This window comes from Variovorax sp. GW823-FHT04B03 (assembly GCF_058796495.1).
Map to the genome: position 1 here is coordinate 729060 of NZ_JBXAIT010000004.1, position 26486 is coordinate 755545.

Genomic DNA, 26486 nt, shown 5'->3' on the forward strand with positions numbered 1-26486 from the left:
GCGAACGAGGCGCCGACGCTTCAGAATATCTGCCAGCTGAACCAGTAAGCCATCGCCGCGACGAAGGCCGAGGCGGGAATGGTCAGGACCCAGGCCCAGACGATGTTCCCTGCCACGCCCCAGCGCACCGCGCTGGCGCGCTGCGTGGCACCGACACCGACGATGGCGCCCGTGATCGTGTGGGTGGTCGACACCGGAATGCCCAGCGCGGTGGCCAGGAACAGGGTCAGCGCCCCGCCGGTCTCGGCACAGAAGCCGCCCACGGGCTTGAGCTTGGTGATCTTCTGGCCCATGGTCTTCACGATGCGCCAGCCGCCGAACATGGTGCCCAGCGCAATGGCGGCGTAGCAGCTCACGATGACCCAGGTCGGTGGCACCGCGTCGCTGGCCGAGGCGTAGCCGGTGGCGATCAGCAGCATCCAGATGATGCCGATGGTCTTCTGCGCGTCGTTGCCGCCGTGGCCCAGGCTGTAGGCGCCAGCCGAGACCAGCTGCAATCGCCGGAACCATCGGTCCACCCGCGACGGCGTGGCGCGCCGGAAGCCCCAGGCCACGACGATCATCATCAGCGAGCCCAGCAGGAAGCCCAGCAGCGGCGACACGAAGATGAAGGCCACGGTCTTCCAGATGCCGGAGGCCACGAGGCCGCTGGTGCCGGTCTTGGCGATCACGGCGCCCACGATGCCGCCGATCAGCGCGTGCGAGGAGCTGCTCGGAATGCCGTAGTACCAGGTGACGAGGTTCCAGCTGATGGCGCCGATGAGCGCCCCGAACACCACGTGCACGTCGACCACCCCGGGCTGGGCGATGCCCTTGCCCACGGTCGCCGCTACGCTCAGGTGGAAGACGAAGATCGCGATCAGGTTGAAGAAAGCCGCGAACACCACGGCCTGCCCCGGCTTAAGCACGCCGGTGGACACCACCGTCGCGATCGAATTGGCGGCATCGTGGAAGCCGTTCATGAAGTCGAACAGGATCGCGAGCGCGACCAGCACCACCACCACCCAGAGGGCGACCTGCACCGTTGTCATCGGCTGCTACCCGCTCAGGAATTCTCGAGGACGATGCCCTCGATCACGTTGGCCACGTCCTCGCACTTGTCGGTGATCGTCTCGAGCAGCTCGTAGATCGCCTTGAGCTTGATGACCTCGCGCACGTCCGGCTCCTCGCGGAACAGCTTGCTCATGGCGCTGCGCATCACGCGGTCGGCGTCGGATTCGAGGCGGTCGATTTCCTCGCAGGTCTTGAGCGTGGCCTCGGCCACGGCCGGATCGGCGATCTTGCCGAGGTACTTCACGGCGTCCTTGAGGCGGTCGCAGCACTTCACGCTCAGGGCCGTGAGGCGCACGATCTCGTCGGTCATGTGGCGCACGTCGTACAGCGCCATGGTCTCGGCCGAGTCCTGGATCAGGTCGGCCACGTCGTCCATCGTGTTGATGAGCTTGTGGATCTGCTCGCGGTCGATGGGCGTGATGAAGGTCTTGTGGATCAGGCGGTTGACGTCGTGCGTCACGCGGTCGGCGGCGCGCTCGGCGTTGTCGACGTCGCGGTTGTACTGTTCGCGCAGGTGCACGTCCGCATAGTGGGTGACGAGCTGCTCGAACGCACGCGCCGCCTCCACGATGCGCTCGGCATGCTGGTTGAACATTTCAAAAAAATTGCCCTCTCGGGGCAGCAGCTTGCCGAACATGGAAAAAACTCCTGGGACGCGCCAATCACAATTTCATGACGCCTTCGTGAAAACTTCCCGAGTTTAACGGGCGCGACCGGAACGACCGGTCGGGCCGACCTTCCGGCCCCGGCTTGACCGGCTCGCTCAGGCCGGCAGCTGCAGTGCCACGACCAGCCGCACGCACGCGGCAACGCCGGCGAGATCGGGCAGTTGCGGCCGCATGCCGGCGGCCCCCGAGGGTCAGCGGATTTTCTGGATGACCTGGCCGGTCACGCGCGCCAGCGCGGCGCGTGGCACCTTGTCGGGTGCGATCTCGGCCAGCGGCTTGAGCACGAAGGCGCGCTCGCGCATGCGCGGGTGCGGCAGGGTCAGCGTGGGGCTTTCGATCACCGAATTGCCGTGCATCAGCAGGTCGAGATCGAGCGTGCGCGGCGCATTGGGAAAGGGCCGCTCACGGCCGGCCAGCGTTTCCAGGCGCTGCAGCGCGATGAGCAGCTGCTCCGCGTCCAGCCCGGTGCGCACGGCCACCACGGCGTTGATGAAGTCGGGGCCTTCGGCATCGACCGGCGCGCTGCGGTAGAGCGACGAGCGGGCCGTGACCTGGGTGCGCTGCAGCGCACCGATGGCGGCCATGGCCTCCTTCACGGTCGCCTCGGCATCGCCCAGGTTGGCGCCGATGGCGACGAAGGCCTGCACGGTCGGGTAGTCCTCGCGCGGACCGCGTGGACGCGAAGGCGCGCGGCGCACGGGCGGACCGCTCTTGCTGCCGGCCGATGGCGGCTTGCCTCCGGCGCGCGGCGCGGGCTTGCCCCCCTTGGCTGCCTTGGCAGCCGGGGCGCTCTTCTTGCCGTCCTTCGGCCGGTCGGGCGTGCTCATTCGCCCGCGGCGCTCCCGCCGCCCTCGCTGCCACCACCACCGCTACCGCCGCCCACGGGGCGCGGCTTGCGCCGGCGCTTGCGCTTGCGCGGCGCGGCGGCTTCGCCGTCCGGCGGCACTGCGTCGGCCTCGATGTCGGGGCCGTCGCCATCGTCCGATCCGGCGGCGGCCTGTTTCTGGCGCGCCGGCTGCTCGCTGCGCGGCTTGGGCGCAGCGGCCGGATCGCGCAGGCGCACGCGCTGGCGCACCTTCTGTTCTTCGCGCACCTGTTCGAGCAGGTCCTGGCGGCGCAGGTCGTCGGCGGTGCTGAACTCCTGCCACCACTCGGCGATGGCCTCGCCGACCTCGCCCACGTCGGCGCGCAGGCGCATGAAGTCGAAGGCTGCGCGGAAGCGCGCCTGCTCGACCAGGCTGTAGGGCGTGGAGCCGGTGCGCTTGTCGAAGCGCGGCTGCATCATCCAGATCTCGCGCATGTCGGCGGCCAGCTTGCCGCGGCCCGACACGTCGCCGATGCGCGAATTGAACACGTCGTCGATCGCGTCCTGCAGCGCTGGGAACGGCGGCTGCGGGCGCTGGCCGTGCCGGCCTTCCTGGCGCTGGGCCCAGCCGTCGCGCACGTCGGCCCACAGCACGCAGGCCAGCAGGAAGCTGGGCGCCACGGGCTTGCCTTCGCCCACGCGGCGGTCGGTGTCCTGCAGGGCGGCCTTCACGAAGGGCTGGTCGGCGCGCTCCACCACCACGTCGAGCAGGGGATAGATGCCGGTGGCGAGCCCCAGCTTGCGCAGCTGCTCCACCGTGGCGATGGCGTGGCCGGTCTGCAACAGCTTGAGCATCTCGTCGAACATGCGGCTTTGCGGCACGTCGGCCAGCAGCTTGCTCGACTCGATGAGCGGCGCGGCGGTCTTGGCTTCCATCTTGAAACCGAGCGCTGCGAGCTTGGCCGAGAAGCGGATGGCGCGAATGATGCGCACCGGGTCTTCGCGGTAGCGCGTGACCGGGTCGCCGATCATGCGCAGCGTGAGCTTCTGGGCGTCCTTGATGCCGTTGTGATAGTCGACCACGACCTGGTTGGCCGGGTCGTAGTACATGGCGTTGACGGTGAAGTCTCGGCGCGCCGCGTCTTCTTCCTGCGGGCCCCAGACGTTGTCGCGCAGCACGCGGCCGCTGGCATCCACCGCGTGCTTCATGCTCGCGAGCTCGCCCTTGCTGGTGCGCTCGTTGCCGGCCACCTGCTCGGCGGCGGCGCTGTCCATGTAGGCGCGGAAGGTCGAGACCTCGATCACCTCGTGCTCGCGACCCCGGCCGTACACCACGTGCACGATGCGAAAGCGCCGGCCGATGATGAAGGCGCGGCGGAACAGCGACTTGACCTGCTCGGGCGTGGCATTGGTGGCCACGTCGAAGTCCTTCGGACGCAGGCCCAGCAGCAGGTCGCGCACCGCGCCGCCCACCACATAGGCCTCGTAGCCGGCCTGCTGCAGCGTGGTGACCACGTTCTTCGCGCGTTCGTCGACCAGGGCGGGATCGATCTTGTGAACCTCTGCCGGCACCTCCTGGCGCTTGCCGAAGCGGCTCTTGCCCTGTGCGCTGCCGGCGGACTTGCCGAGCAGCTTGTCGATGAATTTCTTGATCATTGGTTGTTTTTCGAGGAGAAGCAGACGCTTCTTCTTATTTATTCGCTTATTCGTTTTCGAGCATGGAGCGGATCAGCGGAATGGTGATCGCGCGTTGGGTCTGCAGGGCGTAGCCGTCCAGCTGCGACAGCAGCTCCATCAGGCTGCCCAGGTCGCGGCTGAAGCGGTGCAGCATGAAGTCGAGCACGTCGTCGGACAGCATCACGCCGCGCGCGTCGGCCGCCTGGCGCAGCACCGCGCGGCGTTCGCTTTCGCTCAGCACCTGCAGGTGGAACACGTGGCCCCAGCCGAGGCGGGTGCGCAGGTCTTCGCGCAGCGGCAGGTCGGCCGGCGGCAAGGCGCCGGCGGCGACCACGCCGCGCTGCAGGGTCTGGGCGTTGACAAACCAGTTGAAGGCCGCGTGCTGCTGCACCGCGGTGTAGAGGTGGACGTCGTCGAGCAGGACGGCGCCCCAGCGCTCGTCGAACTCGGGCGGCTCCAGCAGGCCGGCGTGCAGCCAGCCCACGCTGGCGCCCTGCTCGGCCAGTGCGACACGCACGGATTCGAGCAGGTGGGTCTTGCCACTGCCGCTGTCGCCCCAGAGGTAGGTCGGCACCGGCGAGTGCAGCGCGGGGCTGCCATCGGCGCCGCCCACCCACACTTGCAGGTGTCGCAGCGCCGCCTCGTTGGGGCCGGCAAAAAAGGCGTCGAAGCTGGGGCCCGTCGCAATGCCGATATCGAGCGCGAGCTGTTTCATCCCGGGAAGGTTCATGGAGGGGGCCCGGAGGGCCCTTAAAATCGTGAGGAATTCTATCGGCCCGGCCGCCTCGGTCGCCGGCGCCTCCCCTGCCCGCCCTTCCTCGCTGCTTCGCGAACCTTTTCGCTCCTTCTTCTCGACACCGCCCGCCCATGACCTCCTCCACGCCCACCCCGCTCAGCTACAAGGACGCCGGTGTCGATATCGACGCAGGCGACGCCCTGGTCGACCGCATCAAGCCGCTGGCGAAGAAAACCATGCGCGAAGGCGTGCTGGCCGGCATCGGCGGCTTCGGCGCGCTGTTCGAAGTGCCCAAGCGCTACAAGGAGCCGGTGCTGGTGAGCGGCACCGACGGCGTGGGCACCAAGCTCAAGCTGGCCTTCGAATGGAACATGCACGACACGGTCGGCATCGACCTCGTGGCCATGAGCGTCAACGACGTGCTGGTGCAAGGCGCCGAGCCCCTGTTCTTCCTGGATTACTTCGCCTGCGGCAAGCTCGACGTGGACACGGCCGCGGCCGTGGTCGGCGGCATCGCCCGCGGCTGCGAAATCTCCGGTTGCGCCCTCATCGGCGGCGAAACCGCCGAAATGCCCGGCATGTACCCGGCCGGCGAGTACGACCTGGCCGGCTTTGCGGTCGGCGCGGTCGAAAAGTCGAAGATCCTCACCGGCCAGAACGTCAAGCCCGGCGACGTGGTGCTGGGCCTGGCCTCGGCCGGCGTGCACTCCAACGGTTTCAGCCTCGTGCGCAAGGTGATCGAACGCGCCGGCGCCGATTTGCCCGCCACCCTCGACGGCAAGCCCTTCCGCGAAGCCGTGATGGAGCCCACCCACCTGTACGTGAAGCCCGTGCTCGAAGCGCTGGGCAAGCACCCGATCAAGGCGCTGGCGCACATCACCGGCGGCGGCCTGCTCGAGAACATCCCGCGCGTGCTGCCCGAAGGCACCGCCGCCCACCTGAAGAAGGGCAGCTGGCCCCAGACCGAACTGTTCGCCTGGCTGCAGAAGGTGGCCGGCATCGACGACATCGAGATGAACCGCACCTTCAACAACGGCATCGGCATGGTCGTGGTGATCGATGCGGCCGAAGCCGCCGCCTGCGCCGCCACGCTGCGCGCTGCCGGTGAGTCGGTGCACGAGATCGGCGTGATCGCCGAGCGCGGCGACGGCGCGGCCGTGGTCGTCGCCTGATCGCGCGCCCGTTCTTTTTTCTTTTTCTCACCGCACGCCCCGCTCCCCGGATGGCCACGCCGCTGCCCGACGCCACCCTCGCCGCCCCGCCCCCGGCCGCCGCCTCCCGCCACGTGGTACTGGCCAGCTACCTGCTGATGCTCGCGGGGCTGATGCTCGTGATGTGGCAGCACCTGCTGCCGGGGCTGCTGTGCGTGTGCATCGGCTTCCTGGTCGCACGCTGGTTCGCCCGGCTGTTGGGCGGCTGGCTGTCGCGCCTGAAGCCCCTGCGTTCCGGCGCCGACAGCCTGGCCCGGGTGGTGGCGGTCACGCTGGTGCTGCTGGGCCCGATCGGCCTGGTCACGCTGGGGTTCTCGCAGGCGCGCGAGTACGTGCTCGATGCGCCCGACCAGTACCGCGAACTGCTCGACTACACGGCCCGCACGGTGCTCGAGTTGCGCTCAAAGCTGCCACCCGACATCGCCGTCTACCTGCCCGAGGGCGCGGCCGAGGTGCAGCGCATCGTCGCCAACTACCTGCGCACGCAGGCCGGCTCGCTCGCCATGGCCGGGCGCGCCTGGCTGGGCGGGCTGCTGTTCGCCTACGTGGGCCTGATCATCGGCGCGCTGGCCGCCGTGGCGCCGGCGCCAGCCCAGCGCCGGCCGCTGGCGCAGCAGATGTTCCTGCGCATCACCACCTTCGGCGAGGCCTTCGGCCAGATCGTCGCGGCGCAGTTCTGGATCGCCGCCTTCAACACGCTGCTGACCGCGATCTTCCTGCTGTTCCTGATGCCGCTGTGGGGCCTCGAGCTGCCCTACACGCCCGCGCTGATCACCCTGACCTTCGTGGCCGGGCTGGTGCCGATCGTGGGCAACCTGGTCTGCAACTCGGTGATCACGCTGGTGGCGCTGTCGGTGTCGCCGGTCACGGCCGCGGCCTGCCTGGCCTTCCTGATCCTGATTCACAAGGCCGAGTACGTGATCAACGCCAAGGTGGTCGGCGCGCGCACGCAGATGCGCGTGTGGGAGCTGCTGTCGGTGATGTTCGTGGCCGAAGCGGTGTTCGGCCCCGCCGGGCTGGTGGCGGCGCCCCTGTACTACGCGTACCTGAAAAAAGAACTGCACGCAGGCGGCCTGGTCTAGCGACCGGGCAATGTCCTGATCTGATCGGTTCCGGTCCGCTTCGGCGCGGACGAAGCGCTGGTGGCGTCCAAGAATAGGCGGCATCATCCACCTTGCCTTGCCCGCCACCGCCATGACCACCTGTCTGATTGTGATCGACGCCCAGGAATCGTTCCGCCACCGCCCCTACTGGAACGCCGCCCTGCTCGCGCCCTACCTCGAGGCCCAGAACGCGCTGATCGCCGGCGCCGTGGCGGCCGGACTGCCGGTGGTGCGCGTCTTCCACGTCGATGCGCCGGCATCCCCGGCCAACCCCTTCGCGCTCGAATCGGGCCATGTGCGCCCGATCGAGGGCCTAGCGTCCTTCGAGGCCGCCGCCACCTTCACCAAGCACCGCCACAGCGCGCTGGTCAACAGCGGCCTGGACGTGTGGCTCACGCAACACGGCATCCGCCGCCTGATCGTGAGCGGCATCCGCACCGAGCAATGCTGCGAAACCACCACGCGCCACGCCTCGGACCTGGGCTGGGAGGTCGACTATGTGACCGACGCCACCCTCACCTTCGACATGGTGCAGCCCGACGGCGACGGCCGGCCGCTGTCGGCCGCCGACATCAAGGCGCGCACGGCGACCGTGCTGGACGGGCGCTTCGCCACAGTCTGCAGCGTGGCGCAGGCGTTGGCACGGGCCACGGAAGGCGCGACCGCATGACCGCTCTGCGCGTGCGCATCCTGGCCTACGACGGCGTCGAGGCGCTCGATTTCGCCGGCCCCTTCGAGGTCTTCACCACCGCTGTCCGCGTCCACCAGCGCCTACAGCCGGGTGCGCCCGCGCCGTTCGAGGTCGCCTCGGTCGCCCACACCCGCGCCGGGGAACCGGTGCAGGCGCGCGCCGGCCTGCGGCTGCTCGCCGACCACACGCTGGCCGATGCCGCCGCCACCGCCGACGTGCTGGTCGTCCCCGGCGGCGTGGTCGACGCGCCCATGGCGAGCCCCGACACCCTGCGCTGGATCGCCCGGTGCGCGGCCGGCGCGCAGCTCGTCGCCTCGGTCTGTACCGGCGTCTTCCTGCTGGCGCAAAGCGGCGTCGTGACGCGCGAGGCGGTCACCACGCACTGGGAAGACCTCGCCGACCTGCGCGCGCAGTTCCCGCAGCTCGACGTGCGCGACGGCGTGCGCTGGGTCGACACCGGCCGCATCGTCAGCTCGGCCGGCATCAGCGCGGGCATCGACATGAGCCTGCACCTCGTCGAACGCCTGGCCGGACGCGACCTGGCCGAGCGCACCGCGCGCCAGATGGACTACGCATGGACCCGCAACGAGCCCCTGTTCGCGTAGTCTTCGTGCTCCTGCCCGACAGCCTGGTGCTCGACTGGGCCGGGCCGGCCGAGGCGCTGCGCATCGCCAACCAGCGGCTGCGCGCGGCGGGCCAACCCGAGCGCTTCCTCATCGAATTCGCGGGACCGCGGCCCAGCATGAGGGGCTCGGTCGGCGTCGCGCTGTCGGGGCTGTCGCCGTTGCCGACGCAGTGGGACGGCCCGGGCTGGGTGGTGCTGGTCGGCCTGCCGGGCGACACCATCGCGACCGACACGCCCGAGGCGCAGGACCTGCTGCACTGGCTGCGCGGCCAGCGCTTCACGCGCGGCGACGTCGAGCTGGTCACGGTCTGTGCGGGCGCCCTGCTCGCGGCGCACGCGGGCGCGCTCGCGGGCCGGCGCGTCACCACGCACCACCATCACCTGGACGAGCTGCGCGCCGTGGAGCCGCGCTGCGAAGTGGTGAGCAACCGCGTCTTCGTGCTCGATCCGCCGGTCTACAGCAGCGCGGGCGTCACGACGGGCATCGACCTGATGCTGCACCGCATCGCCGACACCTGCGGCGAGGCGCTGGCGGCCCAGGTGGCGCAGACGATGGTGGTGGCGCTGCGGCGCGGCCCGCACGACCCGGAGCTGTCGCCCTTTCTCGCCTACCGCAACCACCTGCACGCCGCGCTGCACCGGGTGCAGGACGCGGTCAGCGAACAACCGCAGGCCGACTGGAGCGTGCCGCGCATGGCCGAGGTCGCCCACACCTCGGCGCGGCACCTGACGCGGCTGTTCGTCGAGCACGCGGGCGTGGCGCCGCTGGCCTACCTGCGCCGGCTGCGGCTGGCGGCCGCGCAACTGGCACTGGCCTCGGGCGCCAGCGTGACGCGCGCGGCCGAGCTGTCTGGCTTCGGCTCGGACACGCAGCTGCGCCGCGCGTGGCACCAGTTCGGGCTGCCGGGCTCGCCCTCCGCAGGCACGTCGGCGCCCGTCCGCTAAGGCTTGTCGCCGCAGGCCTCGGCGCGCGCCCGCAGCAGCGCCTGCTCGCGCGTGTTGCGCGTGAGCGCGGCCGCGCGCTGGAACTCCCGCCGCGCCTCGTCGCGACGGCCCAGCTTGAAGAGCAGGTCGCCGCGCACGGTCGGCAGCAGGTGGTAGCCCTTCAGCGCGGGCTCGTCCTGCAACGCATCGACCACCTCCAGCCCGGCCGCCGGCCCGAAGGCCATCGACAGCGCGACCGCACGGTTCAGCTCGACGATGGGCGACGGCGACAGCGCGGCCAGCGCGTCGTACAGCGCCGCGATGCGGGCCCAGTCGGTCTCGCCCGCGGTGCGCGCACGGCCGTGGCAGGCGGCGATGGCGGCCTGCAGCGCGTAGGGGCCGAGCGCGCCGCCCAGCGCTTCGGCGCGCGCCAGCGCCGCCAGGCCGCGGCGGATCAGCATCGGGTCCCAGCGTGCGCGGTTCTGGTCGAGCAGCAGCACCGGCTCGCCCGAGGCGCCCACGCGCGCGGCGGTGCGCGAGGCCTGGATTTCCATCAGCGCGACCAGCCCGTGCACCTCGGCCTCGCCGGGCACCAGCTCGGCCACGATGCGGCCCAGGCGCAGCGCCTCGTCGCACAGCGCGGGGCGCATCCAGTCGTCGCCGGCGGTGGCCGAGTAGCCTTCGTTGAAGATCAGGTAAAGCACCTCGAGCACCGAGGCCAGCCGGGCTTCGAGCTCGTGGCGGCGCGGCACCTCGAAGGGCACGCGCGCCTCGGCCAGCGTGCGCTTGGCACGCACGATGCGCTGCGCCACGGTGGCCTCGGGCACGAGAAAGGCGCGCGCGATCTCGTCGGTCGTGAGGCCGCCCATCAGCCGCAGCGTGAGCGCCACGCGCGCCTCGGTCGAGAGCACCGGGTGGCAGGCGGTGAACACCAGGCGCAGCAGGTCGTCGCCGATGTCGTCGTCGAGCGCCGCATCCACCGCCTGCGCGAAATCGGCCTGCGCCATGGCGTGCAGCGCGTCGAGCTCGCGGCCGATCTCGGGCGCCTTGCGCTCGGCCAGCTGCACGTGGCGCAGGCGGTCGAGGGCGCGGTGCTTGGCCACCTGCGTGAGCCAGGCGGCGGGGTTGTCGGGCACGCCGTCGACGGGCCACTGCTCGAGCGCGGCCACCAGCGCGTCCTGCGCCAGCTCTTCGGCCAGGCCCACGTCGCGCACCTTGCGCGCGAGCGCGGCGATGATCTTCGCGGACTCGATGCGCCAGACCGCCTCGATGGCGCGGTGGATGGCGGCGGTGTCTGGTCCGCTGCTCATGCGGCCTCGCTGCGGCGCGGCGGTCCGGATAGCATGCGGCCATGACACCACGCCTCGTCTTGTGGAGCCTGGGTTTCGCGTTCGGCCTCGCCTGCGGCGGCGTGCGGGCGGACGACCTTGCCGTGGAACGCAACAGCCTGGGCATGGCCTTCGTGCGATTGCCGGCCGGCGAATTCCTCATGGGCAGCGACGAGGCGCCCGAGGCGCTGGCACGCGACTACCCGCAGCTGCCCAAGGAACGCTTCACCCAGCTGGCCGACGAAGGGCCGGTGCACAAGGTGCGCATCACGCGGGCGTTCTGGATGGGCCGGCACGAGGTGACGGTGGGCCAGTTCCGGCGCTTTCTCGAAGCCTCGGGCCACGTGCCCGAATCGGTGGCCGACGGCACCGGCGGCTACGGCTGGCGCGCCGACTACGACCCCGCCACCACGCGGCGCGGCGACGCCTTCGAGGGCCGCGACCCACGCTACTCGTGGCGCAACCCGGGCTTCGCGCAGGGCGACGACCACCCGGTGGTCAACGTGAGCTGGAACGACGCGCAGGCGCTGGCCGCCTGGCTGAGCAAGACGGAGGGCCGGCGCTACCGCCTGCCGACCGAGGCCGAGTGGGAGTACGCCTGCCGCGCCGGCACGCGCACGCGCTACAGCACAGGGGACGATCCGGCCACGCTGCTGCGCGGGGCCAATGTGTTCGACACGCGCAGCGCCGCCCATTGGCCGCGCTGGCGCGCGATGGCGCTCGCGGGCGACGACGGTTTTGCCTTCACCGCCCCGGTCGGCAGCTTCGCGCCGAACGGCTGGGGCCTCTACGACATGCACGGCAATGCGTGGGAGTGGGTGGCCGACTGGCATGGCGACGAATACTACGCGCGCTCACCGGTCGACGACCCCCAGGGCCCGGCCACGGGCACCGTGCGGGTGCGCCGCGGCGGCTCCTGGCACACCTGGGCTTTCTATGCCCGCTCGTCGTACCGCAACTGGAATGCGCCGGACACGCGCTACACGCTGGTGGGCATCCGGCTGGTGCGGGACGACTAGAGACCGTTCACTTCTTGAGCGTCTGCTGCATCGACGTGAACTCGCTCGCCACGTCCTGCACCTCGGGCGAGAAGTCCTCCATCTCCTGCACCTGGCGGATCTCGATGACCTCGTCTTCGCTGCCCGGGCAGCGGCTCGCCCATTCGATGGCCTCGGCGCGCGAGGCGACATCGATCAGCCAGTAGCCGCCCAGCACTTCCTTGGCCTCGGCGAAGGGGCCGTCGACCACCTTCGGCTTGCCGCCCGGAAAGCTCACGCGCGCGCCCATCGACGGCGGATGCAGGCCCTCGCAGCCGATCAGCACGCCGGCCTTCTGCAAGGACTCGTTGAAGGCCATCATCGACCCCACGCGTTCGACGTCGTCGGGCACCGTGCCGGGCGCGGCGTTTTCGTAGCCGTGGGGAATCATCAGCAGCATGAATCGCATGATCGTTTCTCCTTCGAGGAATGGATGAAGTTCAGCGGCCGGCCTTGGCAGCCGACTCGGTGCGCAGGCGGTCTTCCTGGGCCAGCAGCTCGGGCGTCATGGCCTCGCCGAAATCGGTGGCCTCGAAGACCTGGCGGATCTCGATCTCGCCTTCCTGGAACGGGCTGCGCTTGATCCACTCGATGGCTTCTTCCTTCGACTTGACCTGCAGCAGCCAGAAGCCCGCCAGCAGTTCCTTCGTCTCGGTGAAGGGGCCGTCGATGACGGTGCGCTTCTTGCCTTCGCAGCGCACGCGCGCGCCCTTGGACGACGGGTGCAACCCCTCGCCCGCCAGCAGCACGCCGGCCTTGACCAGTTCCTCGTTGAACCGGCCCATCTCGGTGAGGAGCTCGGTGCTCGGCATCACGCCGGCTTCGGAATCCTTGCTCGCCTTGACCAGAACCATGAATCGCATGTCGTTTCTCCTGAAAGTGGGTGGGGATCGGGAGACGCCGGAATCTGCGTGCTCCTGTTCACACGTCGCGCGAGCGGGCCACGGATCGACACGGCCGCGTCGATCTGCTTGTAATTTTGTGTTTCAGAGATAGCCGCAGAACCGCAGCACGTGGCCGTCGGGTTCGCGGATCGCGAATTCGCGCAGGCCCCAGGGCTGGGACGTGGGCGGCTCGATGATGGTCACGCCGCGCTTCACGTAGGCGGCATGCAGGCCGTCGATGTCCTTGCCGACGTGGATCACGATTTCGCCGCGCCAGGGCCGGGCCTCGCGGCTGCCGCATTGCCACAGGCGCAGGTACACGGGGTCGCCATAGCTGCGGTCGCCCTTCATCACGCGGGCGTAGCTGGGCGGCTCGCCGGCGATGAAGTCGATCTCGAAACCCAGCACCTCGGAAAACCAGCGCGCGGCGCGCGAGACGTCGGACACCGGCAGCACCGGCTGCACGCCGTGGAATTCGTGCAGCGTGCCCAGGTCGGGCGCCGCGCTCACGCCGGTGCGGGTGTCGGTCATGGGCGTTGTGGCTGTAGGGCTGGTTAGTTGGCCAGGCGCCGCAGCAGCGCCACGCGCTCGGCGATCGCGTCGATGTCGAGCGCGTCTTCGGCGTTGGCGAGGTAGGTTTCGAGGTCGCACACGGCCAGCGCCGCGTGGCCCTGCTCGGCATGCGCCACGCCGCGGTCGCGGTGCTCGCCCCAGGCGGTGGGCAAGAGCGCAATGAGGCGGTTCTGCACCGCGATGTAGCGCGGCCAGTCTTCCTGCGCGTGGTGCACTTCCTTCAGGTTGCGCAGCATGCGCGCGATGATCTCGCGCGGGCTCGCGGGCTGCAGGTACAGGCCCAGCGGCACGTCGAACTCGCCGACCAGCCCGTTGCCACGCTTGTAGGGTTCGAGCCGCTCGCCCAGCTCTTCGCGCGAGAGCGACTTGCCGGTGAACGGGTCGATCACGACCTGCCCCTTGGGCAGCGTGACCTTGACCATGAAATGCCCCGGGAAGCTGATGCCGCGCGTCTGCAGGCCCAGGCCCTGCGCCAGCTCCATCCACAGCACGGCCAGCGAGATCGGAATGCCGCGGCGGGTGCGCAGCACGGCGTTCAGGTAGCTGTTGTCGGGGTCGTAGTAGTCGTTGACGTTGCCGCCGAAATTCAGGTCGCTGAAGAAGAACTGGTTCAGCGCGCGCAGCCGGGCCAGCGGCGCGGCGTCGGCCGGCAGGCGGCGCTTGAGGCGCGCGAGCAGTTGGTCGACGTCGCCCAGCACCTGCTGCACGTCGAGTTCGGGGTATTCGTCCTGCGCGATGCTGGCGGCCGCTTCGAGCAGCGGAAAGTGGTCATCGCTGCCGACCAGCGACTCGAAATATTCCAGTGCCGTGGGAACCTGGTAGCTGAACGTCATATGGCTTTGTAGAGGAGCCCGCGGGGAGCGTCAAGGCAGTGTTTTCCGGCTCGCCAACGGCGCTTCAGCGGCGCATGAAACTGCGCAGGCGCACGCCTGCGGCGGTGAGCACGGCGAAATAGAGCAGCGCGGCGCCGGCGATGAGCGCGGCCAGAAGGCCGATGCGGTGCAGGCGCTGCGCGCGCAGGCCGACCCAGTCGAAATAGTGCGCGCCCCACGCCAGCAAAACCGCCAGCACCACGGTGCCCAGCAGCACCTGCAGCGCGAACTTGCCCCAGCCGGGCTCGGGGGTGTAGCTGCCGCGGCGGATCAGGCCGATCAGCAGCCACAGCGCGTTGACCAGCGCACCGATGCCGATGGTCAGCGTCAGCGCCGCGTGCTGCAGCAGCGGCACCAGGAAGAAGTTGAGCACCTGCGTGAGCACCAGCACCGTCACGGCGATCAGCATGGGCGTGCGCGTGTCGTGCTTGGCGTAGTAGCCGGGCGCGAGCACCTTCACCGCCACGAGGCCGACCAGCCCCACGCCGTAGCCCATGAGCGCCACGGTGGTGCGGCCCACGTCCTCGCCGGTGTAGGCGCCGTTGTGGAACAGCACCGCCACCAGCGGCTTGGCGAACAGCAGCAGCGCCACCGCGCACGGCGCCGCAAGCAGCACCACGAGGCGCAGGCCCCAGTCGAGCAGCGAGGAGTAGCGCGCGTCGTCCTTGGCGGCGCGGGCGCCCGCGAGCTGCGGCATCAGCACCACGCCCAGCGCCACGCCGAGCATGGCGGTGGGGAATTCCATCAGCCGGTCGGCGTTGGTGACCCAGGTCACGCTGCCGGTGGCCAGGTGCGAGGCGATCTGCGTGTTGATGAGCAGCGAGATCTGCGCCACGCTCACGCCCAGCAGCGCCGGCAGCATGAGCTTCATGACCTTGCGGGTGGTCGGATCGGTCCAGGCGGCGCGCAGCGCCTTGAAGCTGGCGCCGATGCGCGGCAGGAGCCCCAGCGCGCGCAGCGCCGGGATCTGCAGGGCCAGCTGCAGCACGCCGCCGACCATCACGCCCACGCACTGGGCGTAGATCGGCTCGATGCCGTAGCGGCGGAACAGCGGCGCGCCGATGGAGATCGACAGGATCAGCGCGATGTTGAGCAGCACCGGCGACGCCGCCGGCACCGCGAACTTGCGCCAGGTGTTGAGAATGCCGCCCGCCAGCGCCACCAGCGACATGAAGCCGATGTAGGGGAACATCCAGCGCGTCATGACCACGGCGGCGTCGAAGCCCTGCAGGCCGCTGGCCATGGCCCAGACCAGCAGCGGCGCGCCGGCCACGCCGGCCACGCACAGCACCACCAGGGCCCAGGTCAGCAGCGTGGCGACGTGGTCGACCAGCTCCCGGGCGCCCTCCTGCCCCGCCTCGGTCTTGCGCGCGGCCAGCACCGGCACGAAGGCCTGGCTGAAGGCGCCCTCGCCGAACACGCGGCGAAACAGGTTGGGGATGCGAAAGGCGACGTTGAAGGCGTCGGTGAGCGCGCTGACGCCGAACACCGAGGCAAACAGCACGTCGCGCACGAGGCCCGTGATCCGCGAAGCGAGGGTCAGCAGGGAGACGGTGGAGGCGGATTTGAACAGGGACACGGGGGCGAGTGTAGGGCTGCGAAAGGTGGCAAAAGCAGGCAATTCGGCAAAAACCGGAACCCGGCCTATAATGGAGGGCTTTGCTGCATCATCCTCAGACACCTAAGGAACACTAAATATGGCATCCGCCAAGCCCAAGAAGAAGAACCCGCGCCTCGCGTCGGGCCGCAAGCGCGTCCGCCAGGACGTCAAGCTCAACGCTGCGAACACCTCGCTGCGCTCCAAATACCGTACCGCTGTCAAGAACGTCGAAAAGGCTGTTCTGGCTGGCGACAAGACCAAGGCAAGCGAACTGTTCGCGAAGGCCCAGAGCATCGTCGACACCGTCGCCGATAAGGGCATCTTCCACAAGAACAAGGCCGCCCGCGACAAGAGCCGCCTGTCGGCCAAGGTCAAGGCCCTCGCCCTGGCGCCTGAAAAGGCCGCCGCCTGACACCTGTCAGGCAAGCCCGGACCGGAATCCTCCGGTCCGCCGTTTGATCGGGGTGCGCTGCAGCAAGCAAAAGTGAAAAACCGCCTTCGGGCGGTTTTTTCATGGGCGCTCGAAAAGTGCCCAGGCCAGGGCGGCCCGCGCAGAAAAGAAAAAGGCCTGGAAGTCAGGCCTTTTTGGGAGGGGGCGGCGTGTCCGCCGGGTCGGGCACCAGGCAGGCCTCGGCCACCTGCAGGTTGTTGTCTTTGGCGAAGTTCACGCAGAAGTCCCAGGCCATGGGCTCGGCGTCGCGCAGGGCGCGGTTCACCACCACGCATTTCACGCCGTTGATGGTCGTGGGAATGCACCAGGGCGAGTAGCTCAGGTGGCTGCCCGGGTAGGCGCCGCCGGGGCGGAAGGAGCACATGACGCCGGCGAGGCGTTCGGCCCAGTCGCTGGGACGAAAAGTGCGGCCATCGTGGGTGATGCCCTGGATGAAGATTTCTTTGGCGTTGGGGGAAATCATCGTGAAGTGAGGCGACCGGAACAGGTGCTGCGGTGCAGCAAGCGATTGTATCCGGGGCCCTTTTTGCATCCTGAATGGGGGGCATTGCTGTGATGCGGAATCCTCAACGAAGCCGTCAAACCGCACGCCTAGAATTCGCGTTCCCTATCTGGAGAACCGAATGAGCGCCACCGCCCAGCAACCCACCTCGCCCCACGTCATGAACACCTACGGTCGCCTGCCGATCGCGCTGTCGCACGGCCAGGGCTGCCGAGTCTGGGACACCACGGGCAAGGCCTACCTCGACGGCCTGGGCGGCATCGCCGTCAACACGCTGGGCCACAACCACCCCGAGCTGGTGCCCGCCCTGCAGGACCAGCTGACCAAGCTGATCCACAGCTCCAACTACTACCACGTGACCGGCCAGGAACAGCTCGCCACCAAGCTCACCGAGCTGTCGGGCCTGACCAACGCTTTCTTCTGCTGCACCGGCCTGGAAGCCAACGAAGCCGCCCTGAAGCTGGCGCGCAAGTTCGGCCACGACAAGGGCATCGAGCGCCCCGAGATCGTCGTCTACGAAGCCGCCTTCCACGGCCGCAGCATCGCCACGCTGTCGGCCACCGGCAACCCCAAGGTGCAGGCCGGCTTCGGCCCGCTGGTCGAAGGCTTCATCCGCGTGCCGCTGAACGACATCGAGGCCCTGAAGAAGGCCACCGAAGGCAACCCCAACGTGGTCGCCGTGTTCTTCGAAACCATCCAGGGCGAAGGCGGCATCAACCCGATGCGCGTCGACTACCTCAAGCAGGTGCGCCAGCTGTGCGACGAGCGCGACTGGCTCATGATGATCGACGAAGTGCAATGCGGCATGGGCCGCACCGGCAAGTGGTTCGCCCACCAGTGGGCGGGCATCAAGCCCGACGTGATGCCGCTGGCCAAGGGCCTGGGCTCGGGCGTGCCGATCGGCGCCGTCGTGGCCGGCCCCAAGGCCGCCAACATCTTCGGCCCGGGCAACCACGGCACCACCTTCGGCGGCAACCCGCTGGCGATGCGCGCCGGTGTGGAAACCATCCGCATCATGGAAGAGCACAAGCTGCTCGAGAACGCCGCCACCGTGGGCGCCCACCTGAAGGCCGCGCTGGAACGCGAAATCGGCGGCCTGCCGGGCGTGAAGGAAATCCGCGGCCAGGGCCTGATGCTGGGCATCGAGCTCGACCGTCCCTGCGGCGTGATCCTAAACCGCGCCTGCGACGCCGGCCTGCTGCTGAGCGTGACGGCCGACAAGGTGATCCGCCTCGTGCCGCCGCTCATCCTGAGCATTGCCGAAGCCGACGAGATCGTCGCGATCCTCGCGCCGATCGTCAAAACCTTCCTCTCGGAGCCCGTTGCGCAATGACGACCGCCGCCGCACCGAACGCCCTGCGCCACTACCTGCAGTTCTCGGACCTCACGGCCGACGAGTACGTCTACCTCTTCGATCGCATGGCGATCATCAAGAAGAAGTTCAAGACCTACGAAAAGCACCAGCCGCTGGTCGACCGCACGCTGGCCATGATCTTCGAGAAGGCCAGCACGCGCACCCGCGTGAGCTTCGAGGCCGGCATGTACCAGCTCGGCGGCAGCGTGGTGCACCTGACCACGGGCGACAGCCAACTGGGCCGCGCCGAGCCCATCGAGGACAGCGCCAAGGTCATCAGCCGCATGGTCGACCTGGTGATGATCCGCACCTACGAGCAGACCAAGATCGACGCCTTCGCCGCGCACTCGCGCGTGCCCGTCATCAACGGCCTGACCAACGAGTTCCACCCCTGCCAGATCCTGGCGGACATCTTCACCTACATCGAGCACCGCGGCTCGATCCAGGGCAAGACGGTGGCGTGGGTGGGCGACGGCAACAACATGGCCAACACCTGGCTGCAGGCCGCCGAGATCCTGGGCTTCACCGTGCACGTGAGCACGCCCAGCGGCTACGAGGTCGACCAGTCGATCGCGGGCATCCGTTCGGGCGACAGCTACAAGGTCTTCCAGGACCCGATGGAAGCCTGCCGCGGCGCCGACCTCGTCACCACCGACGTGTGGACCAGCATGGGCTACGAGGCCGAGAACGAGGCGCGCCGCAAGGCCTTCGCCGACTGGTGCGTCGACGAGGACATGATGCGCATCGCCCAGACCGACGCCCTCTTCATGCACTGCCTGCCCGCGCACCGCGGCGAGGAAGTGCAGGCCGAGGTCATCGACGGCCCGCAGTCGGTGGTGTGGGACGAGGCCGAGAACCGCCTGCACGCGCAAAAGGCGCTGATGGAGTTCCTGCTGCTCGGCAGGCTCTGACAGGCACCGAACCGCTGACCCACCCAGGCGCCGCATGGAGCTGATGAACCGCTACCTGCCGCGCTACCAGTTCGCGGAGACGCACAGCCTCCACGTGCCCGCGTCGCCTGCGCGCGTGCTCGACGTGGCGGCCCGGCCCGAGATCACCGACGACCCCGTGGCGCGCAGCCTGATCGCGCTGCGCGAACTGCCGAACCGGCTGGCCAGCCGGCTCGGCCTCGCCGCCCCCACGCTGCGCCAGCGCGAGGCCTTCGGTTTTGCCGACTTCACGCCGCTGGGGCGCGACGGCGAACGCGAGCTGGCCTTCGGCCTGGCCGGCCGCTTCTGGCGCTTCGACTACGGCCTGGTCCCGCTGGCCGACGGCCCGGCCTTCGCCGCGCTCGATGCCACGGGCCTGGCCAAGCTGGTGCTTCACTTCACGGCCGAGCCCGAAGGCACGGGCACACGGCTCACCACGCGTACCCGGGTCTGGTGCGGCGATGCCGCCGCGCAGCGCCGCTTCACCGCCTACTGGCTGCTGATCCGTCCCGCGAGCGGGCTGATCCGCCGCCGCATGCTGCAGCGCGTGCGTGACGCCGCGCTGCTCGCCCCATGAATCCCTGCCAGACCTGCGGCGCCTGCTGCGCCAGCTACCGCGTCGACTTCAGCGTGCACGAGCTCGACGACCACGGCGGCCGCGTGCCCTCGGGCCTGGCGGTCGACGTGAACGACGCCCTGTGCCGCATGCGCGGCACCGACCACACGCCGGCGCGCTGCGCCGCGCTCACCGGCAAGATCGGCCAGTCGGTGGCCTGCGGCATCTACGAATGGCGACCCAACCCCTGCCACGAGCTGCAGGCCGGCAGCGACGCCTGCCAGCGCGCGCGCCTGCGGCATGGGCTGCCGATGCTGTCCGACGAACTGCACTGACGGCAGGCCGGCTCAGGCCATGGGTACCGGCAACCCGCCCAGCTGCCCCTTGAACTCCTGCAGCGAGAAATGCGTCTGCACATGGCGCACGCCCGGCAGCCGGTGCAGCTTGCGCTGCAGCAGGTCGGAATACGCGTCGAGGTCCTTCGCGACCACCACGAGGATGAAATCCGCCGGCCCCGAGATGCCGTGGAACATCACCACCTCGGGAATCGCACACACCGCGTCCTCGAAGGCGCGCGACGAGATCTCGGTCTGGTGGTCGATGCCGACCATCACGAAGGCCAGCACGCCGAAACCCAGCGCGCGCCGGTTCAGGCCCGCGTGGTAGCCGCCGATCACGCCGTCGTCCTCCAGCTTCTTCACCCGGCGCCAGCACGGCGACTGCGACAGATGCGCCATCTGCGCCAGCTCGCCCGAGGTCAGGCGGGCGTTGTCCTGCAGCGCGCGCAGCAGCTGGAGGTCGGTTCGGTCGAGGTCGGCTTGCATGATTTTTTCTCCATTTCTCGTCGATTGAATAGATTATTCAATCTTTCGATGATTGATGGATAACTTCTCGACGCAAGGCAGTCACTGCGCATAGCATTCGGCACCCGACGGCCCCTTGTGGACCGACACCAACCGGCCCACACTGCCCTTTTCTTCCTTCGCCCTGCCGCCCGCCATGACCGCCCCGCTCCGACTCTGGGACATCTCCGCCCCCGTGCACGCCGGCAGCCCGGTGTTCCCGGGCGACACGCCGTATTCGCAGCAGTGGTGCGCCACCATCGGCCCCGGCTGCCCGGTCAACGTGAGCGCGATCACGCTGTCGCCGCACGTGGGCACCCATGCCGATGCGCCGCTGCACTACGCCCCCGAAGGCCAGACCATCGGCCAGGTCGACCTCGCGCCCTTCCTCGGCCCGTGCCGCGTGATCCACGCGATCGGCCGCGGCCCGCTGGTCACCTGGGAGCACATCGCGCATGCCGTGAACGACACGCTGCCCCCGCGCGTGCTCGTGCGCACCTACCCGGCCATGCCCGTCGACCGCTGGGACCCGCAGCTCGCGGCCTATGCACCCGCCACCGTCGAGCGCCTGGCGGCCATGGGCGTGAAGCTCATCGGCATCGACACCGCCAGCATCGACCCGGCCGACAGCAAGACGCTCGACAGCCACCAGCGCATCCGCCACCTCGACCTGCGCGTGCTCGAGAACCTCGTGCTCGACGACGTGCCCGAGGGCGACTACGAACTCATCGCGCTGCCGCTCAAGCTGACAAGCGCCGATGCCTCCCCCGTGCGCGCCGTGCTGCGCGAACTTCCCCGCTGAAACCCTCCCTTCCATGACGACGACCCTCGCCGACTGCCGCGCCCTCGACGCGCAAGACCCGCTGCGCGCCCTGCGCGACCAATTCACCCTGCCCGAGGGCGTGCTCTACCTCGACGGCAACTCGCTCGGCGTGCTGCCCAAGGCCGCGCCCGCGCGCATCGCCGACGTGGTGGCCAAGGAATGGGGCGAAGGCCTCATCCGCTCCTGGAACACCGCGAGCTGGTTCGACCTGCCGCAGCGCCTGGGCGACAAGGTGGCCCGCCTGATCGGCGCCGCGCCCGGCGAGGTGGTGTGCACCGACAGCACGTCCGTCAATCTCTACAAGGTGCTGTTCGCGGCGCTCTCGCAGCAGAAGGCCAGCGGACGCAAGCTGGTGATCAGCGAGCGCAGCAACTTCCCCACCGACCTGTACATCGCCGAATCACTGTGCCGTGAGCGCGGCTTCACGCTGAAGCTCATCGATGCAGCCGAGCTGCCTGCTGCGCTGACCGATGAGGTCGCCGTGCTCATGCTCACGCACGTCAACTACCGCACCGGCGCCATGCACGACATGAAGGCCGTCACCGCCGCCGCGCACGCCGCGGGCGCGCTCACCGTGTGGGACCTGGCGCACAGCGCGGGCGCCGTGCCCGTGGCGCTCAACGACAGCAACGCCGACTACGCCATCGGCTGCGGCTACAAGTACCTCAACGGCGGCCCCGGCGCGCCCGCTTTTGCCTGGGTGAACACGAAGCACGCGGGCCAGTTCGAGCAGCCGCTGTCGGGCTGGTGGGGCCACGCGGCGCCCTTCGAGTTCACGCCGCACTACCGCCCCGCGCCAGGCGTCGGCCGCTACCTGTGCGGCACGCAACCGGTCATCGCGCTGGCCGGCCTCGAGTGCGGGCTCGACACCGTGCTGGCCGCCGAAGCCTTCAACGGCACCGGCGGTGCGATGGCCGCGCTGCGCACAAAGTCGCTCGCGCTCACCGACCTGTTCATCCAGCTGGTCGAGCAACGCTGCGCAGGACAAGGCCTCTCGCTTGTCACGCCGCGCGACCACGCACTGCGCGGCTCGCAGGTGTGCCTCAGCCGCGAGGAAGGCGCCTACGCCATCGTGCAGGCGCTGATCGCGCGCGGCGTGATCGGCGACTACCGCGCCGGCGATTCGCAGATGCCCGACATCCTGCGCTTCGGCTTCACGCCGCTGTACCTCGGCTTCGAGGACGTGTGGCACTCGGTCGAACACCTCGTGCAGGTGCTCGAGACCGGCGAGTGGCGACGCGCCGAATTCAACCGCAAGAACGCAGTGACATGAGCACCGAGAACGACAACAACAAGACCCCCGAGTCCATCGTCCACGAAGAGAAGGCGCAGCTGGACTTCAGCAAGTCCATGAGCTATGGCGACTACCTGCACCTCGACGAGATCCTGAACGCGCAGCATCCGCTGTCGCCCGCGCACGACGAGATGCTGTTCATCGTGCAGCACCAGACCAGCGAACTCTGGATGAAGCTCATGCTGCACGAGCTGCACGCCGCCGTGCAGTGCATCGCGCAAGAGCGCCTGCCCGACGCCTTCAAGATGCTCGCGCGCGTGAGCCGCATCATGGAACAGCTGGTGAGCGCATGGACCGTGCTCTCGACCATGACGCCGCCCGAGTACACGGCGATGCGCCCCTACCTCGCCAACTCCAGCGGCTTCCAGAGCGCGCAGTACCGCTGCATCGAGTTCCTGCTCGGCAACAAGAACGCCGCCATGCTCAAGCCCCACGCGCACCGCGCCGACCTGCTCGCGCAGGTGGACGCGGCCTACCGCGCGCCCTCGCTGTACGACGAGTCGCTGCGCCTGCTCGCACGCCACGGCCTGCCCGTGCCCGCCGACCGGCTGGAGCGCGACTGGACCCAGCCCTACGAATCGAGCGACGGCGTCGAGGCCGCCTGGCTCACGGTCTATCGCAACCCGCACGACCACTGGGACCTGTACCAGCTCGGCGAAAAACTCACCGACCTCGAAGACGCCTTCCGCCTCTGGCGCTTCCGCCACGTGACCACGGTCGAACGCGTGATCGGCTTCAAGCGCGGCACCGGCGGCACGGGGGGCGTGAGCTACCTGCGCAAGATGCTCGACGTGGTGTTGTTCCCCGAGATCTGGAAGCTGCGCACCGATCTGTAGTGCGTCATGCAGGGGCTTGCAGCAGCCCCGGGCGAACGAGGGTTGCTCCCTCGGCGCAAAGCGCTACATTTTGGAGAACACGGAGGCCGCTGCCATGAACAACAACACCTCGTTCTCTGCCGAAGAGCTCTCCACCCTGCGCGAACATGGCGTCGTGCTGTTCGCCGATCGCGTGATCTTCGACGCGCAGCCGCCGATGCCGCAGCAGCAGATCGATGCGGTGCAGGCGCTGTGCGCCGGCCCGCTGCCCGAGGCGCTGGTCGCGCTGTGGCAGCACACGGCGGGCGGGCGCCTCGACTACGACCTCGCGCTGCCGATGAACGGCAATGTCGAAAGCGTCAGCTGGTCAGAATTGTTCTGGGATGGCAGCGACGGCTACCGCGATCTGCAGGGCTGGATCGAACACGAACAGGAACTCGCCGAGGAAGGGGCCGAAGACAGCGGCACGCCCTGGAGCGGCAAGCTCACGCACCTGCCCTTCGGCGGCTTCGAGTACTGCGACCGCGTCTACGCGGTGGTCGAGCCCGGCGCCACGCACGGCCAGGTCATCGCGTGGAAGCAGGGCCTGCCGCAGGCCTGGACGCATGCGCTGCACGAAGACGGCCTGAGCCCCGTCGCGGCCGACCTGTATGGCGCCTTAGCGGCGCTGCATCTCGACGAAGACCCGCTGGCGCCGACGGGCGACTACTTCTCGGGGCAGGCGCTGCTCGCCTACCTCGACGACCGCCATGAAGGCTACGGGCTGGACCTCGACCTGATGGACAAGCTGGTCACCTTCTATTGCCGCGCCATCGTCGACTGGCGCACGCCGCTGGCCGACGGCACGCTGCGCCATCACCCGGCGCTCGCACGCGCAGCACTGCGCCACGCGATTGCCACCGACGACGCTGCGCTGGTCGCCGAACTTGCCGCCGCAGGCCTGAACTTCGAAGGGCCGCATGAAGGCAGTGCACTCGCCACCGACGTGGCCGTGGGACACAGCGCCTTCGCCGCCGCGGCAGCGCTGGTGCGCGCAGGCGCGCCGGTGGCATCCGACGTGCTGCGCAACATCGACGGCCAGATCTCGCCCGAACTCACGCGCGCCCTGCTGGACAACGGCGCCGAGCCGACCGTGGCGGCCATCGTGAAATGCGCGGCCTGCGGTGCGCCCGCCAGCGCGCATCTGATCGCCGACGCCTGCACGCAGATCGGCATCGACGTGCCGCCGGCCTTCGTGGCGGATCGCGATGCGATGTTGGTCGAATTGGAAACCACGCTCGCGCAGATGCGCGATGGGACGCAGGGGCATTACCTGGGGCAGGAAGGTCTCGCGGAGCGCATCGAGCATCTGCAGACGTTCCGGCTCTGACTTTTTTCGGGGCGACGCTCACGCCGACGGGGCACCTTGCTCCGCGAATGTCCCCCGGCCTGCGGCCTCCTCCTTAATTTCGCTGCGCAAGGCACCCCATCGGCGTGAGCGTTGGGCAGTGCGGTCGTTGATCGGCCAGCACAACGACCGCGCCCATCGTGCCCAGGACACTGGGTGCTTCCCGCAGCGAAATCAAGGAGGAGGGGCGAAGCCCCGGGGGACATTCGCGGAGGGAAGTACCCGGTGGCCTGGGCACGCGCCCCGAATCAACCGCCGTACAGCCAGGGCTGATCGAGCAGCCGGGAGCCCAGCAAGCGCATCGCCATGTCGCGCCCGAAGCGCACCGCACCGGTGGCATGAAAGATCTCGCCATTGCGACGCGCACGCGCCTGCACTTGCGCGTTGCGTTCCCAGCGCGCCTCGGCATAACGCGCGAACGCAGCCGGTACACCCAGCGCCGAGGTATCACCCAAGGCATCCGCCAACGCGACCGCATCTTCGATCGCCATGCCAGCGCCTTGCGCAAGGTACGGCACCATCGGATGCGCAGCATCGCCCACCAGCGCCACGCGCTCGTGCGCCATGTCGCCAGGCCCGGCCACGGGCGCACGGTCGCTCAGCGTCCACGCACGCCAAGCAGGCATCGCGTCGAGCAATGACTGAAGGCTCGCACAGCTGCGCCCCATCGCCTGCTTCAGCGCGACAAGGCTGCTGGCCTGGTCCCAATCGCGCGCATCGCCAGCCGGTGCAGATTCGGCGATCACGACGACATTGAGCGCGTCCCCCGCGCGCACCGGGTACGCAACCGCATGCAGACGCGGCCCGAGCCACACATCGACGCGCGAACGACGCAGCGCAGCAGGCAGGTCGGCCTGACGCACCAACGCGCGCCACGCCGTGTGGCCCGTCACGCGCGGCGGCGCTTCGGCGGATGCGGATTCAAGCTGTGCCCGCACCAGGCTCCACAGGCCATCGGCCCCCACCAGCGCCTCGCCCTCCCACGCACGCGCGTCGCTGCTCGAGACGCAGACCAGGTCGTCGCTGGTCTCGACCTGCCGGATGCGCGCGGCCGTGACCAGCGAGCCCGTGCCCTGCGCGCGCACGGCATCGAGCAGCAGCGTGTGCAAATCGGCGCGGTGCACGCAGCAGTACGGCGCGCCGTAGCGCTGCTGCATGGCATCGCCCAGCGGCATGCGGGCCAGTTCGGCGCCGCTGCCGGCGCGGTGGACCACCAGCGCCTCCGGACGCGCCGCGATGGCCGCGAGGCCGCGGCCGAGGTCGAGCTGTTGAAGGCGGCGGGTGGCGTTGGGGCCGAGCTGCACGCCGGCGCCGATTTCGCCGAACTCGGCGGCCTGTTCGAAGACGTCGGCGCGGTGCTTGGCGCGGGACAGCGCCAGCGCCGTGGCCAGCCCCCCGATCCCGCCCCCGGCGACGAGGATGTGTGCGGGCATCGGACTCAGCGTCCGGTGCTGGGCGTGGTGGAAGTCAGCGCGGGGCTGCTGTGGCTGTCGGCCGGGTCGGCGCCAGCGGGTTTCTTGGGGGCACAGCTGCCGCAGCTGTCGCACGAGCCGCAGCCCGAGGTCTTGGCCAGCGAGGCGGCGAGCTGATCGGCACGGGCTTGGTCGATGAGGCCCGCGCGCTGCGTGCCGGCCGCGAACTTGCGCGCGGCGCCACGGCGCCAGCCGGCAGGCATCCAGCGCCAGACCGCGTAGAGCGCGGCGGCCGCGACGATCAATCCGACGATCAGTTGCTGTGTCATGTCTT

At 69.4% G+C, this 26486-nt stretch carries 30 protein-coding genes; 15 read left to right on the plus strand and 15 right to left on the minus strand.

The window, feature by feature from the left end:
• Positions 1–20: 20 nt before the first annotated feature.
• From AC1RAD_RS20705 to hda, 5 genes are all read right to left on the minus strand, one after another.
• Complete coding sequence (locus AC1RAD_RS20705; RefSeq protein WP_062475084.1) at positions 21–1031, minus strand: inorganic phosphate transporter; 1011 nt, start codon at positions 1029–1031, stop codon at positions 21–23.
• A 14-nt stretch (positions 1032–1045) separates the two neighbouring features.
• Positions 1046–1690: a DUF47 domain-containing protein gene (locus AC1RAD_RS20710; RefSeq protein ID WP_056571891.1), complete on the minus strand. Its 645-nt coding sequence runs from the start codon at positions 1688–1690 to the stop codon at positions 1046–1048.
• Positions 1691–1912: 222 nt separating this feature from the next.
• Positions 1913–2548 carry a 2-amino-4-hydroxy-6-hydroxymethyldihydropteridine diphosphokinase gene (folK, locus tag AC1RAD_RS20715; protein ID WP_307637415.1) on the minus strand — a complete coding sequence of 212 codons (636 nt, stop codon included), beginning with the start codon at positions 2546–2548 and terminating at the stop codon, positions 1913–1915.
• Complete coding sequence (gene pcnB, locus AC1RAD_RS20720) at positions 2545–4182, minus strand: polynucleotide adenylyltransferase PcnB (protein WP_492736914.1); 1638 nt, start codon at positions 4180–4182, stop codon at positions 2545–2547. Before pcnB ends, folK begins: the two co-directional genes overlap by 4 nt.
• Positions 4183–4228: 46 nt before the next feature.
• On the minus strand, positions 4229–4918 hold the full coding sequence (hda, locus tag AC1RAD_RS20725) for a DnaA regulatory inactivator Hda (protein WP_056571899.1): 690 nt from the start codon (positions 4916–4918) through the stop codon (positions 4229–4231).
• Positions 4919–5070: 152 nt separating this feature from the next.
• On the opposite strand from hda, the gene purM reads away from it, so the two are divergent.
• The 5 genes from purM (at position 5071) to AC1RAD_RS20750 (ending at position 9514) form a co-directional block, all read left to right on the plus strand.
• On the plus strand, positions 5071–6111 hold the full coding sequence (gene purM, locus AC1RAD_RS20730) for a phosphoribosylformylglycinamidine cyclo-ligase (protein ID WP_062475090.1): 1041 nt from the start codon (positions 5071–5073) through the stop codon (positions 6109–6111).
• Between the two features lie 50 nt (positions 6112–6161).
• Entirely contained in the window at positions 6162–7232 is a 1071-nt protein-coding gene (locus AC1RAD_RS20735) for an AI-2E family transporter (RefSeq protein WP_070062317.1), read from the plus strand.
• A 112-nt stretch (positions 7233–7344) separates the two neighbouring features.
• Positions 7345–7923: an isochorismatase family protein gene (locus AC1RAD_RS20740; protein WP_492736916.1), complete on the plus strand. Its 579-nt coding sequence runs from the start codon at positions 7345–7347 to the stop codon at positions 7921–7923.
• A complete protein-coding gene (locus AC1RAD_RS20745) occupies positions 7920–8549 on the plus strand; it encodes a DJ-1/PfpI family protein (protein WP_492736918.1) in 630 nt (209 codons plus the stop codon). Before AC1RAD_RS20740 ends, AC1RAD_RS20745 begins: the two co-directional genes overlap by 4 nt.
• Complete coding sequence (locus AC1RAD_RS20750) at positions 8519–9514, plus strand: GlxA family transcriptional regulator (RefSeq protein ID WP_492736920.1); 996 nt, start codon at positions 8519–8521, stop codon at positions 9512–9514. The genes AC1RAD_RS20745 and AC1RAD_RS20750 overlap by 31 nt, the downstream gene beginning before the upstream one ends.
• On the opposite strand, the gene AC1RAD_RS20755 is transcribed toward AC1RAD_RS20750, so the two are convergent.
• Entirely contained in the window at positions 9511–10803 is a 1293-nt protein-coding gene (locus AC1RAD_RS20755; RefSeq protein ID WP_492736922.1) for an RNA polymerase sigma factor, read from the minus strand. The genes AC1RAD_RS20750 and AC1RAD_RS20755 overlap by 4 nt on opposite strands.
• Positions 10804–10946: 143 nt before the next feature.
• Between AC1RAD_RS20755 and AC1RAD_RS20760 the strand changes: the two genes are divergently transcribed.
• Positions 10947–11840 (plus strand): formylglycine-generating enzyme family protein, encoded by an 894-nt coding sequence (locus tag AC1RAD_RS20760; RefSeq protein WP_492736972.1) that lies wholly within the window; start codon positions 10947–10949, stop codon positions 11838–11840.
• Positions 11841–11847: 7 nt separating this feature from the next.
• On the opposite strand, the gene AC1RAD_RS20765 is transcribed toward AC1RAD_RS20760, so the two are convergent.
• The 5 genes from AC1RAD_RS20765 to murJ form a co-directional block, all read right to left on the minus strand.
• Positions 11848–12267, minus strand: coding sequence for a YciI family protein (locus AC1RAD_RS20765; RefSeq protein ID WP_070062312.1), 420 nt, complete (start codon positions 12265–12267; stop codon positions 11848–11850).
• A gap of 31 nt (positions 12268–12298) precedes the next feature.
• Complete coding sequence (locus AC1RAD_RS20770; protein WP_369629774.1) at positions 12299–12721, minus strand: YciI family protein; 423 nt, start codon at positions 12719–12721, stop codon at positions 12299–12301.
• Positions 12722–12844: 123 nt separating this feature from the next.
• Positions 12845–13273 (minus strand): bleomycin resistance protein, encoded by a 429-nt coding sequence (locus AC1RAD_RS20775; protein ID WP_056571928.1) that lies wholly within the window; start codon positions 13271–13273, stop codon positions 12845–12847.
• A 23-nt stretch (positions 13274–13296) separates the two neighbouring features.
• Positions 13297–14148 carry a SirB1 family protein gene (locus tag AC1RAD_RS20780; protein ID WP_492700017.1) on the minus strand — a complete coding sequence of 284 codons (852 nt, stop codon included), beginning with the start codon at positions 14146–14148 and terminating at the stop codon, positions 13297–13299.
• A 64-nt stretch (positions 14149–14212) separates the two neighbouring features.
• Complete coding sequence (gene murJ / locus AC1RAD_RS20785; protein ID WP_492736924.1) at positions 14213–15766, minus strand: murein biosynthesis integral membrane protein MurJ; 1554 nt, start codon at positions 15764–15766, stop codon at positions 14213–14215.
• Between the two features lie 118 nt (positions 15767–15884).
• Between murJ and rpsT the strand changes: the two genes are divergently transcribed.
• On the plus strand, positions 15885–16199 hold the full coding sequence (gene rpsT / locus AC1RAD_RS20790; protein ID WP_056571937.1) for a 30S ribosomal protein S20: 315 nt from the start codon (positions 15885–15887) through the stop codon (positions 16197–16199).
• Between the two features lie 163 nt (positions 16200–16362).
• Here rpsT and AC1RAD_RS20795 read toward each other — a convergent pair whose 3' ends face one another.
• Positions 16363–16701, minus strand: a complete 339-nt coding sequence (locus tag AC1RAD_RS20795) for a DUF3579 domain-containing protein (RefSeq protein WP_119558463.1) — start codon at positions 16699–16701, stop codon at positions 16363–16365.
• A 160-nt stretch (positions 16702–16861) separates the two neighbouring features.
• On the opposite strand from AC1RAD_RS20795, the gene AC1RAD_RS20800 reads away from it, so the two are divergent.
• The 4 genes from AC1RAD_RS20800 to AC1RAD_RS20815 are packed head-to-tail and all read left to right on the plus strand — an operon-like array spanning position 16862 to position 19914.
• Positions 16862–18073, plus strand: a complete 1212-nt coding sequence (locus AC1RAD_RS20800) for an aspartate aminotransferase family protein (RefSeq protein WP_492736926.1) — start codon at positions 16862–16864, stop codon at positions 18071–18073.
• A complete protein-coding gene (argF, locus tag AC1RAD_RS20805; RefSeq protein WP_139706507.1) occupies positions 18070–19005 on the plus strand; it encodes an ornithine carbamoyltransferase in 936 nt (311 codons plus the stop codon). The genes AC1RAD_RS20800 and argF overlap by 4 nt, the downstream gene beginning before the upstream one ends.
• A 34-nt stretch (positions 19006–19039) precedes the next feature.
• Complete coding sequence (locus tag AC1RAD_RS20810; RefSeq protein ID WP_369646124.1) at positions 19040–19600, plus strand: hypothetical protein; 561 nt, start codon at positions 19040–19042, stop codon at positions 19598–19600.
• Complete coding sequence (locus AC1RAD_RS20815; protein ID WP_062477195.1) at positions 19597–19914, plus strand: YkgJ family cysteine cluster protein; 318 nt, start codon at positions 19597–19599, stop codon at positions 19912–19914. Before AC1RAD_RS20810 ends, AC1RAD_RS20815 begins: the two co-directional genes overlap by 4 nt.
• Positions 19915–19926: 12 nt before the next feature.
• Here AC1RAD_RS20815 and AC1RAD_RS20820 read toward each other — a convergent pair whose 3' ends face one another.
• Positions 19927–20403: an Lrp/AsnC family transcriptional regulator gene (locus tag AC1RAD_RS20820; protein ID WP_070062307.1), complete on the minus strand. Its 477-nt coding sequence runs from the start codon at positions 20401–20403 to the stop codon at positions 19927–19929.
• A 175-nt stretch (positions 20404–20578) separates the two neighbouring features.
• Here AC1RAD_RS20820 and kynB point away from each other — a divergent pair, with 175 nt between their 5' ends.
• The 4 genes from kynB (at position 20579) to AC1RAD_RS20840 (ending at position 24722) form a co-directional block, all read left to right on the plus strand.
• Complete coding sequence (kynB, locus tag AC1RAD_RS20825) at positions 20579–21223, plus strand: arylformamidase (RefSeq protein WP_492736929.1); 645 nt, start codon at positions 20579–20581, stop codon at positions 21221–21223.
• 13 nt (positions 21224–21236) lie between these two features.
• The gene (gene kynU / locus AC1RAD_RS20830; RefSeq protein WP_492736931.1) at positions 21237–22517 is read left to right on the plus strand and encodes a kynureninase; all 1281 of its coding nucleotides are present in this window, start codon (positions 21237–21239) and stop codon (positions 22515–22517) included.
• Positions 22514–23374: a tryptophan 2,3-dioxygenase gene (gene kynA / locus AC1RAD_RS20835; RefSeq protein ID WP_492736933.1), complete on the plus strand. Its 861-nt coding sequence runs from the start codon at positions 22514–22516 to the stop codon at positions 23372–23374. The genes kynU and kynA overlap by 4 nt, the downstream gene beginning before the upstream one ends.
• A gap of 94 nt (positions 23375–23468) precedes the next feature.
• Complete coding sequence (locus AC1RAD_RS20840) at positions 23469–24722, plus strand: SMI1/KNR4 family protein (RefSeq protein WP_492736935.1); 1254 nt, start codon at positions 23469–23471, stop codon at positions 24720–24722.
• Between the two features lie 266 nt (positions 24723–24988).
• On the opposite strand, the gene AC1RAD_RS20845 is transcribed toward AC1RAD_RS20840, so the two are convergent.
• Positions 24989–26173: an FAD-dependent monooxygenase gene (locus AC1RAD_RS20845; RefSeq protein WP_492736937.1), complete on the minus strand. Its 1185-nt coding sequence runs from the start codon at positions 26171–26173 to the stop codon at positions 24989–24991.
• A 5-nt stretch (positions 26174–26178) separates the two neighbouring features.
• Complete coding sequence (locus AC1RAD_RS20850) at positions 26179–26481, minus strand: DUF6587 family protein (protein WP_062477175.1); 303 nt, start codon at positions 26479–26481, stop codon at positions 26179–26181.
• Positions 26482–26486 lie beyond the last annotated feature (5 nt).

Bases quoted from the DNA above. Each gene is read 5' to 3' on its own strand.
- AC1RAD_RS20705 (WP_062475084.1), bottom strand. From the start codon at position 1,031: ATGACAACGGTGCAGGTCGCCCTCTGGGTGGTGGTGGTGCTGGTCGCG.
- AC1RAD_RS20710 (WP_056571891.1), bottom strand. From the start codon at position 1,690: ATGTTCGGCAAGCTGCTGCCCCGAGAGGGCAATTTTTTTGAAATGTTC.
- folK (WP_307637415.1), bottom strand. From the start codon at position 2,548: ATGAGCACGCCCGACCGGCCGAAGGACGGCAAGAAGAGCGCCCCGGCT.
- pcnB (WP_492736914.1), bottom strand. From the start codon at position 4,182: ATGATCAAGAAATTCATCGACAAGCTGCTCGGCAAGTCCGCCGGCAGC.
- hda (WP_056571899.1), bottom strand. From the start codon at position 4,918: ATGAAACAGCTCGCGCTCGATATCGGCATTGCGACGGGCCCCAGCTTC.
- purM (WP_062475090.1), top strand. From the start codon at position 5,071: ATGACCTCCTCCACGCCCACCCCGCTCAGCTACAAGGACGCCGGTGTC.
- AC1RAD_RS20735 (WP_070062317.1), top strand. From the start codon at position 6,162: ATGGCCACGCCGCTGCCCGACGCCACCCTCGCCGCCCCGCCCCCGGCC.
- AC1RAD_RS20740 (WP_492736916.1), top strand. From the start codon at position 7,345: ATGACCACCTGTCTGATTGTGATCGACGCCCAGGAATCGTTCCGCCAC.
- AC1RAD_RS20745 (WP_492736918.1), top strand. From the start codon at position 7,920: ATGACCGCTCTGCGCGTGCGCATCCTGGCCTACGACGGCGTCGAGGCG.
- AC1RAD_RS20750 (WP_492736920.1), top strand. From the start codon at position 8,519: ATGGACCCGCAACGAGCCCCTGTTCGCGTAGTCTTCGTGCTCCTGCCC.
- AC1RAD_RS20755 (WP_492736922.1), bottom strand. From the start codon at position 10,803: ATGAGCAGCGGACCAGACACCGCCGCCATCCACCGCGCCATCGAGGCG.
- AC1RAD_RS20760 (WP_492736972.1), top strand. From the start codon at position 10,947: ATGGCCTTCGTGCGATTGCCGGCCGGCGAATTCCTCATGGGCAGCGAC.
- AC1RAD_RS20765 (WP_070062312.1), bottom strand. From the start codon at position 12,267: ATGCGATTCATGCTGCTGATGATTCCCCACGGCTACGAAAACGCCGCG.
- AC1RAD_RS20770 (WP_369629774.1), bottom strand. From the start codon at position 12,721: ATGCGATTCATGGTTCTGGTCAAGGCGAGCAAGGATTCCGAAGCCGGC.
- AC1RAD_RS20775 (WP_056571928.1), bottom strand. From the start codon at position 13,273: ATGACCGACACCCGCACCGGCGTGAGCGCGGCGCCCGACCTGGGCACG.
- AC1RAD_RS20780 (WP_492700017.1), bottom strand. From the start codon at position 14,148: ATGACGTTCAGCTACCAGGTTCCCACGGCACTGGAATATTTCGAGTCG.
- rpsT (WP_056571937.1), top strand. From the start codon at position 15,885: ATGGCATCCGCCAAGCCCAAGAAGAAGAACCCGCGCCTCGCGTCGGGC.
- AC1RAD_RS20795 (WP_119558463.1), bottom strand. From the start codon at position 16,701: ATGATTTCCCCCAACGCCAAAGAAATCTTCATCCAGGGCATCACCCAC.
- AC1RAD_RS20800 (WP_492736926.1), top strand. From the start codon at position 16,862: ATGAGCGCCACCGCCCAGCAACCCACCTCGCCCCACGTCATGAACACC.
- argF (WP_139706507.1), top strand. From the start codon at position 18,070: ATGACGACCGCCGCCGCACCGAACGCCCTGCGCCACTACCTGCAGTTC.
- AC1RAD_RS20810 (WP_369646124.1), top strand. From the start codon at position 19,040: ATGGAGCTGATGAACCGCTACCTGCCGCGCTACCAGTTCGCGGAGACG.
- AC1RAD_RS20815 (WP_062477195.1), top strand. From the start codon at position 19,597: ATGAATCCCTGCCAGACCTGCGGCGCCTGCTGCGCCAGCTACCGCGTC.
- AC1RAD_RS20820 (WP_070062307.1), bottom strand. From the start codon at position 20,403: ATGCAAGCCGACCTCGACCGAACCGACCTCCAGCTGCTGCGCGCGCTG.
- kynB (WP_492736929.1), top strand. From the start codon at position 20,579: ATGACCGCCCCGCTCCGACTCTGGGACATCTCCGCCCCCGTGCACGCC.
- kynU (WP_492736931.1), top strand. From the start codon at position 21,237: ATGACGACGACCCTCGCCGACTGCCGCGCCCTCGACGCGCAAGACCCG.
- kynA (WP_492736933.1), top strand. From the start codon at position 22,514: ATGAGCACCGAGAACGACAACAACAAGACCCCCGAGTCCATCGTCCAC.
- AC1RAD_RS20840 (WP_492736935.1), top strand. From the start codon at position 23,469: ATGAACAACAACACCTCGTTCTCTGCCGAAGAGCTCTCCACCCTGCGC.
- AC1RAD_RS20845 (WP_492736937.1), bottom strand. From the start codon at position 26,173: ATGCCCGCACACATCCTCGTCGCCGGGGGCGGGATCGGGGGGCTGGCC.
- AC1RAD_RS20850 (WP_062477175.1), bottom strand. From the start codon at position 26,481: ATGACACAGCAACTGATCGTCGGATTGATCGTCGCGGCCGCCGCGCTC.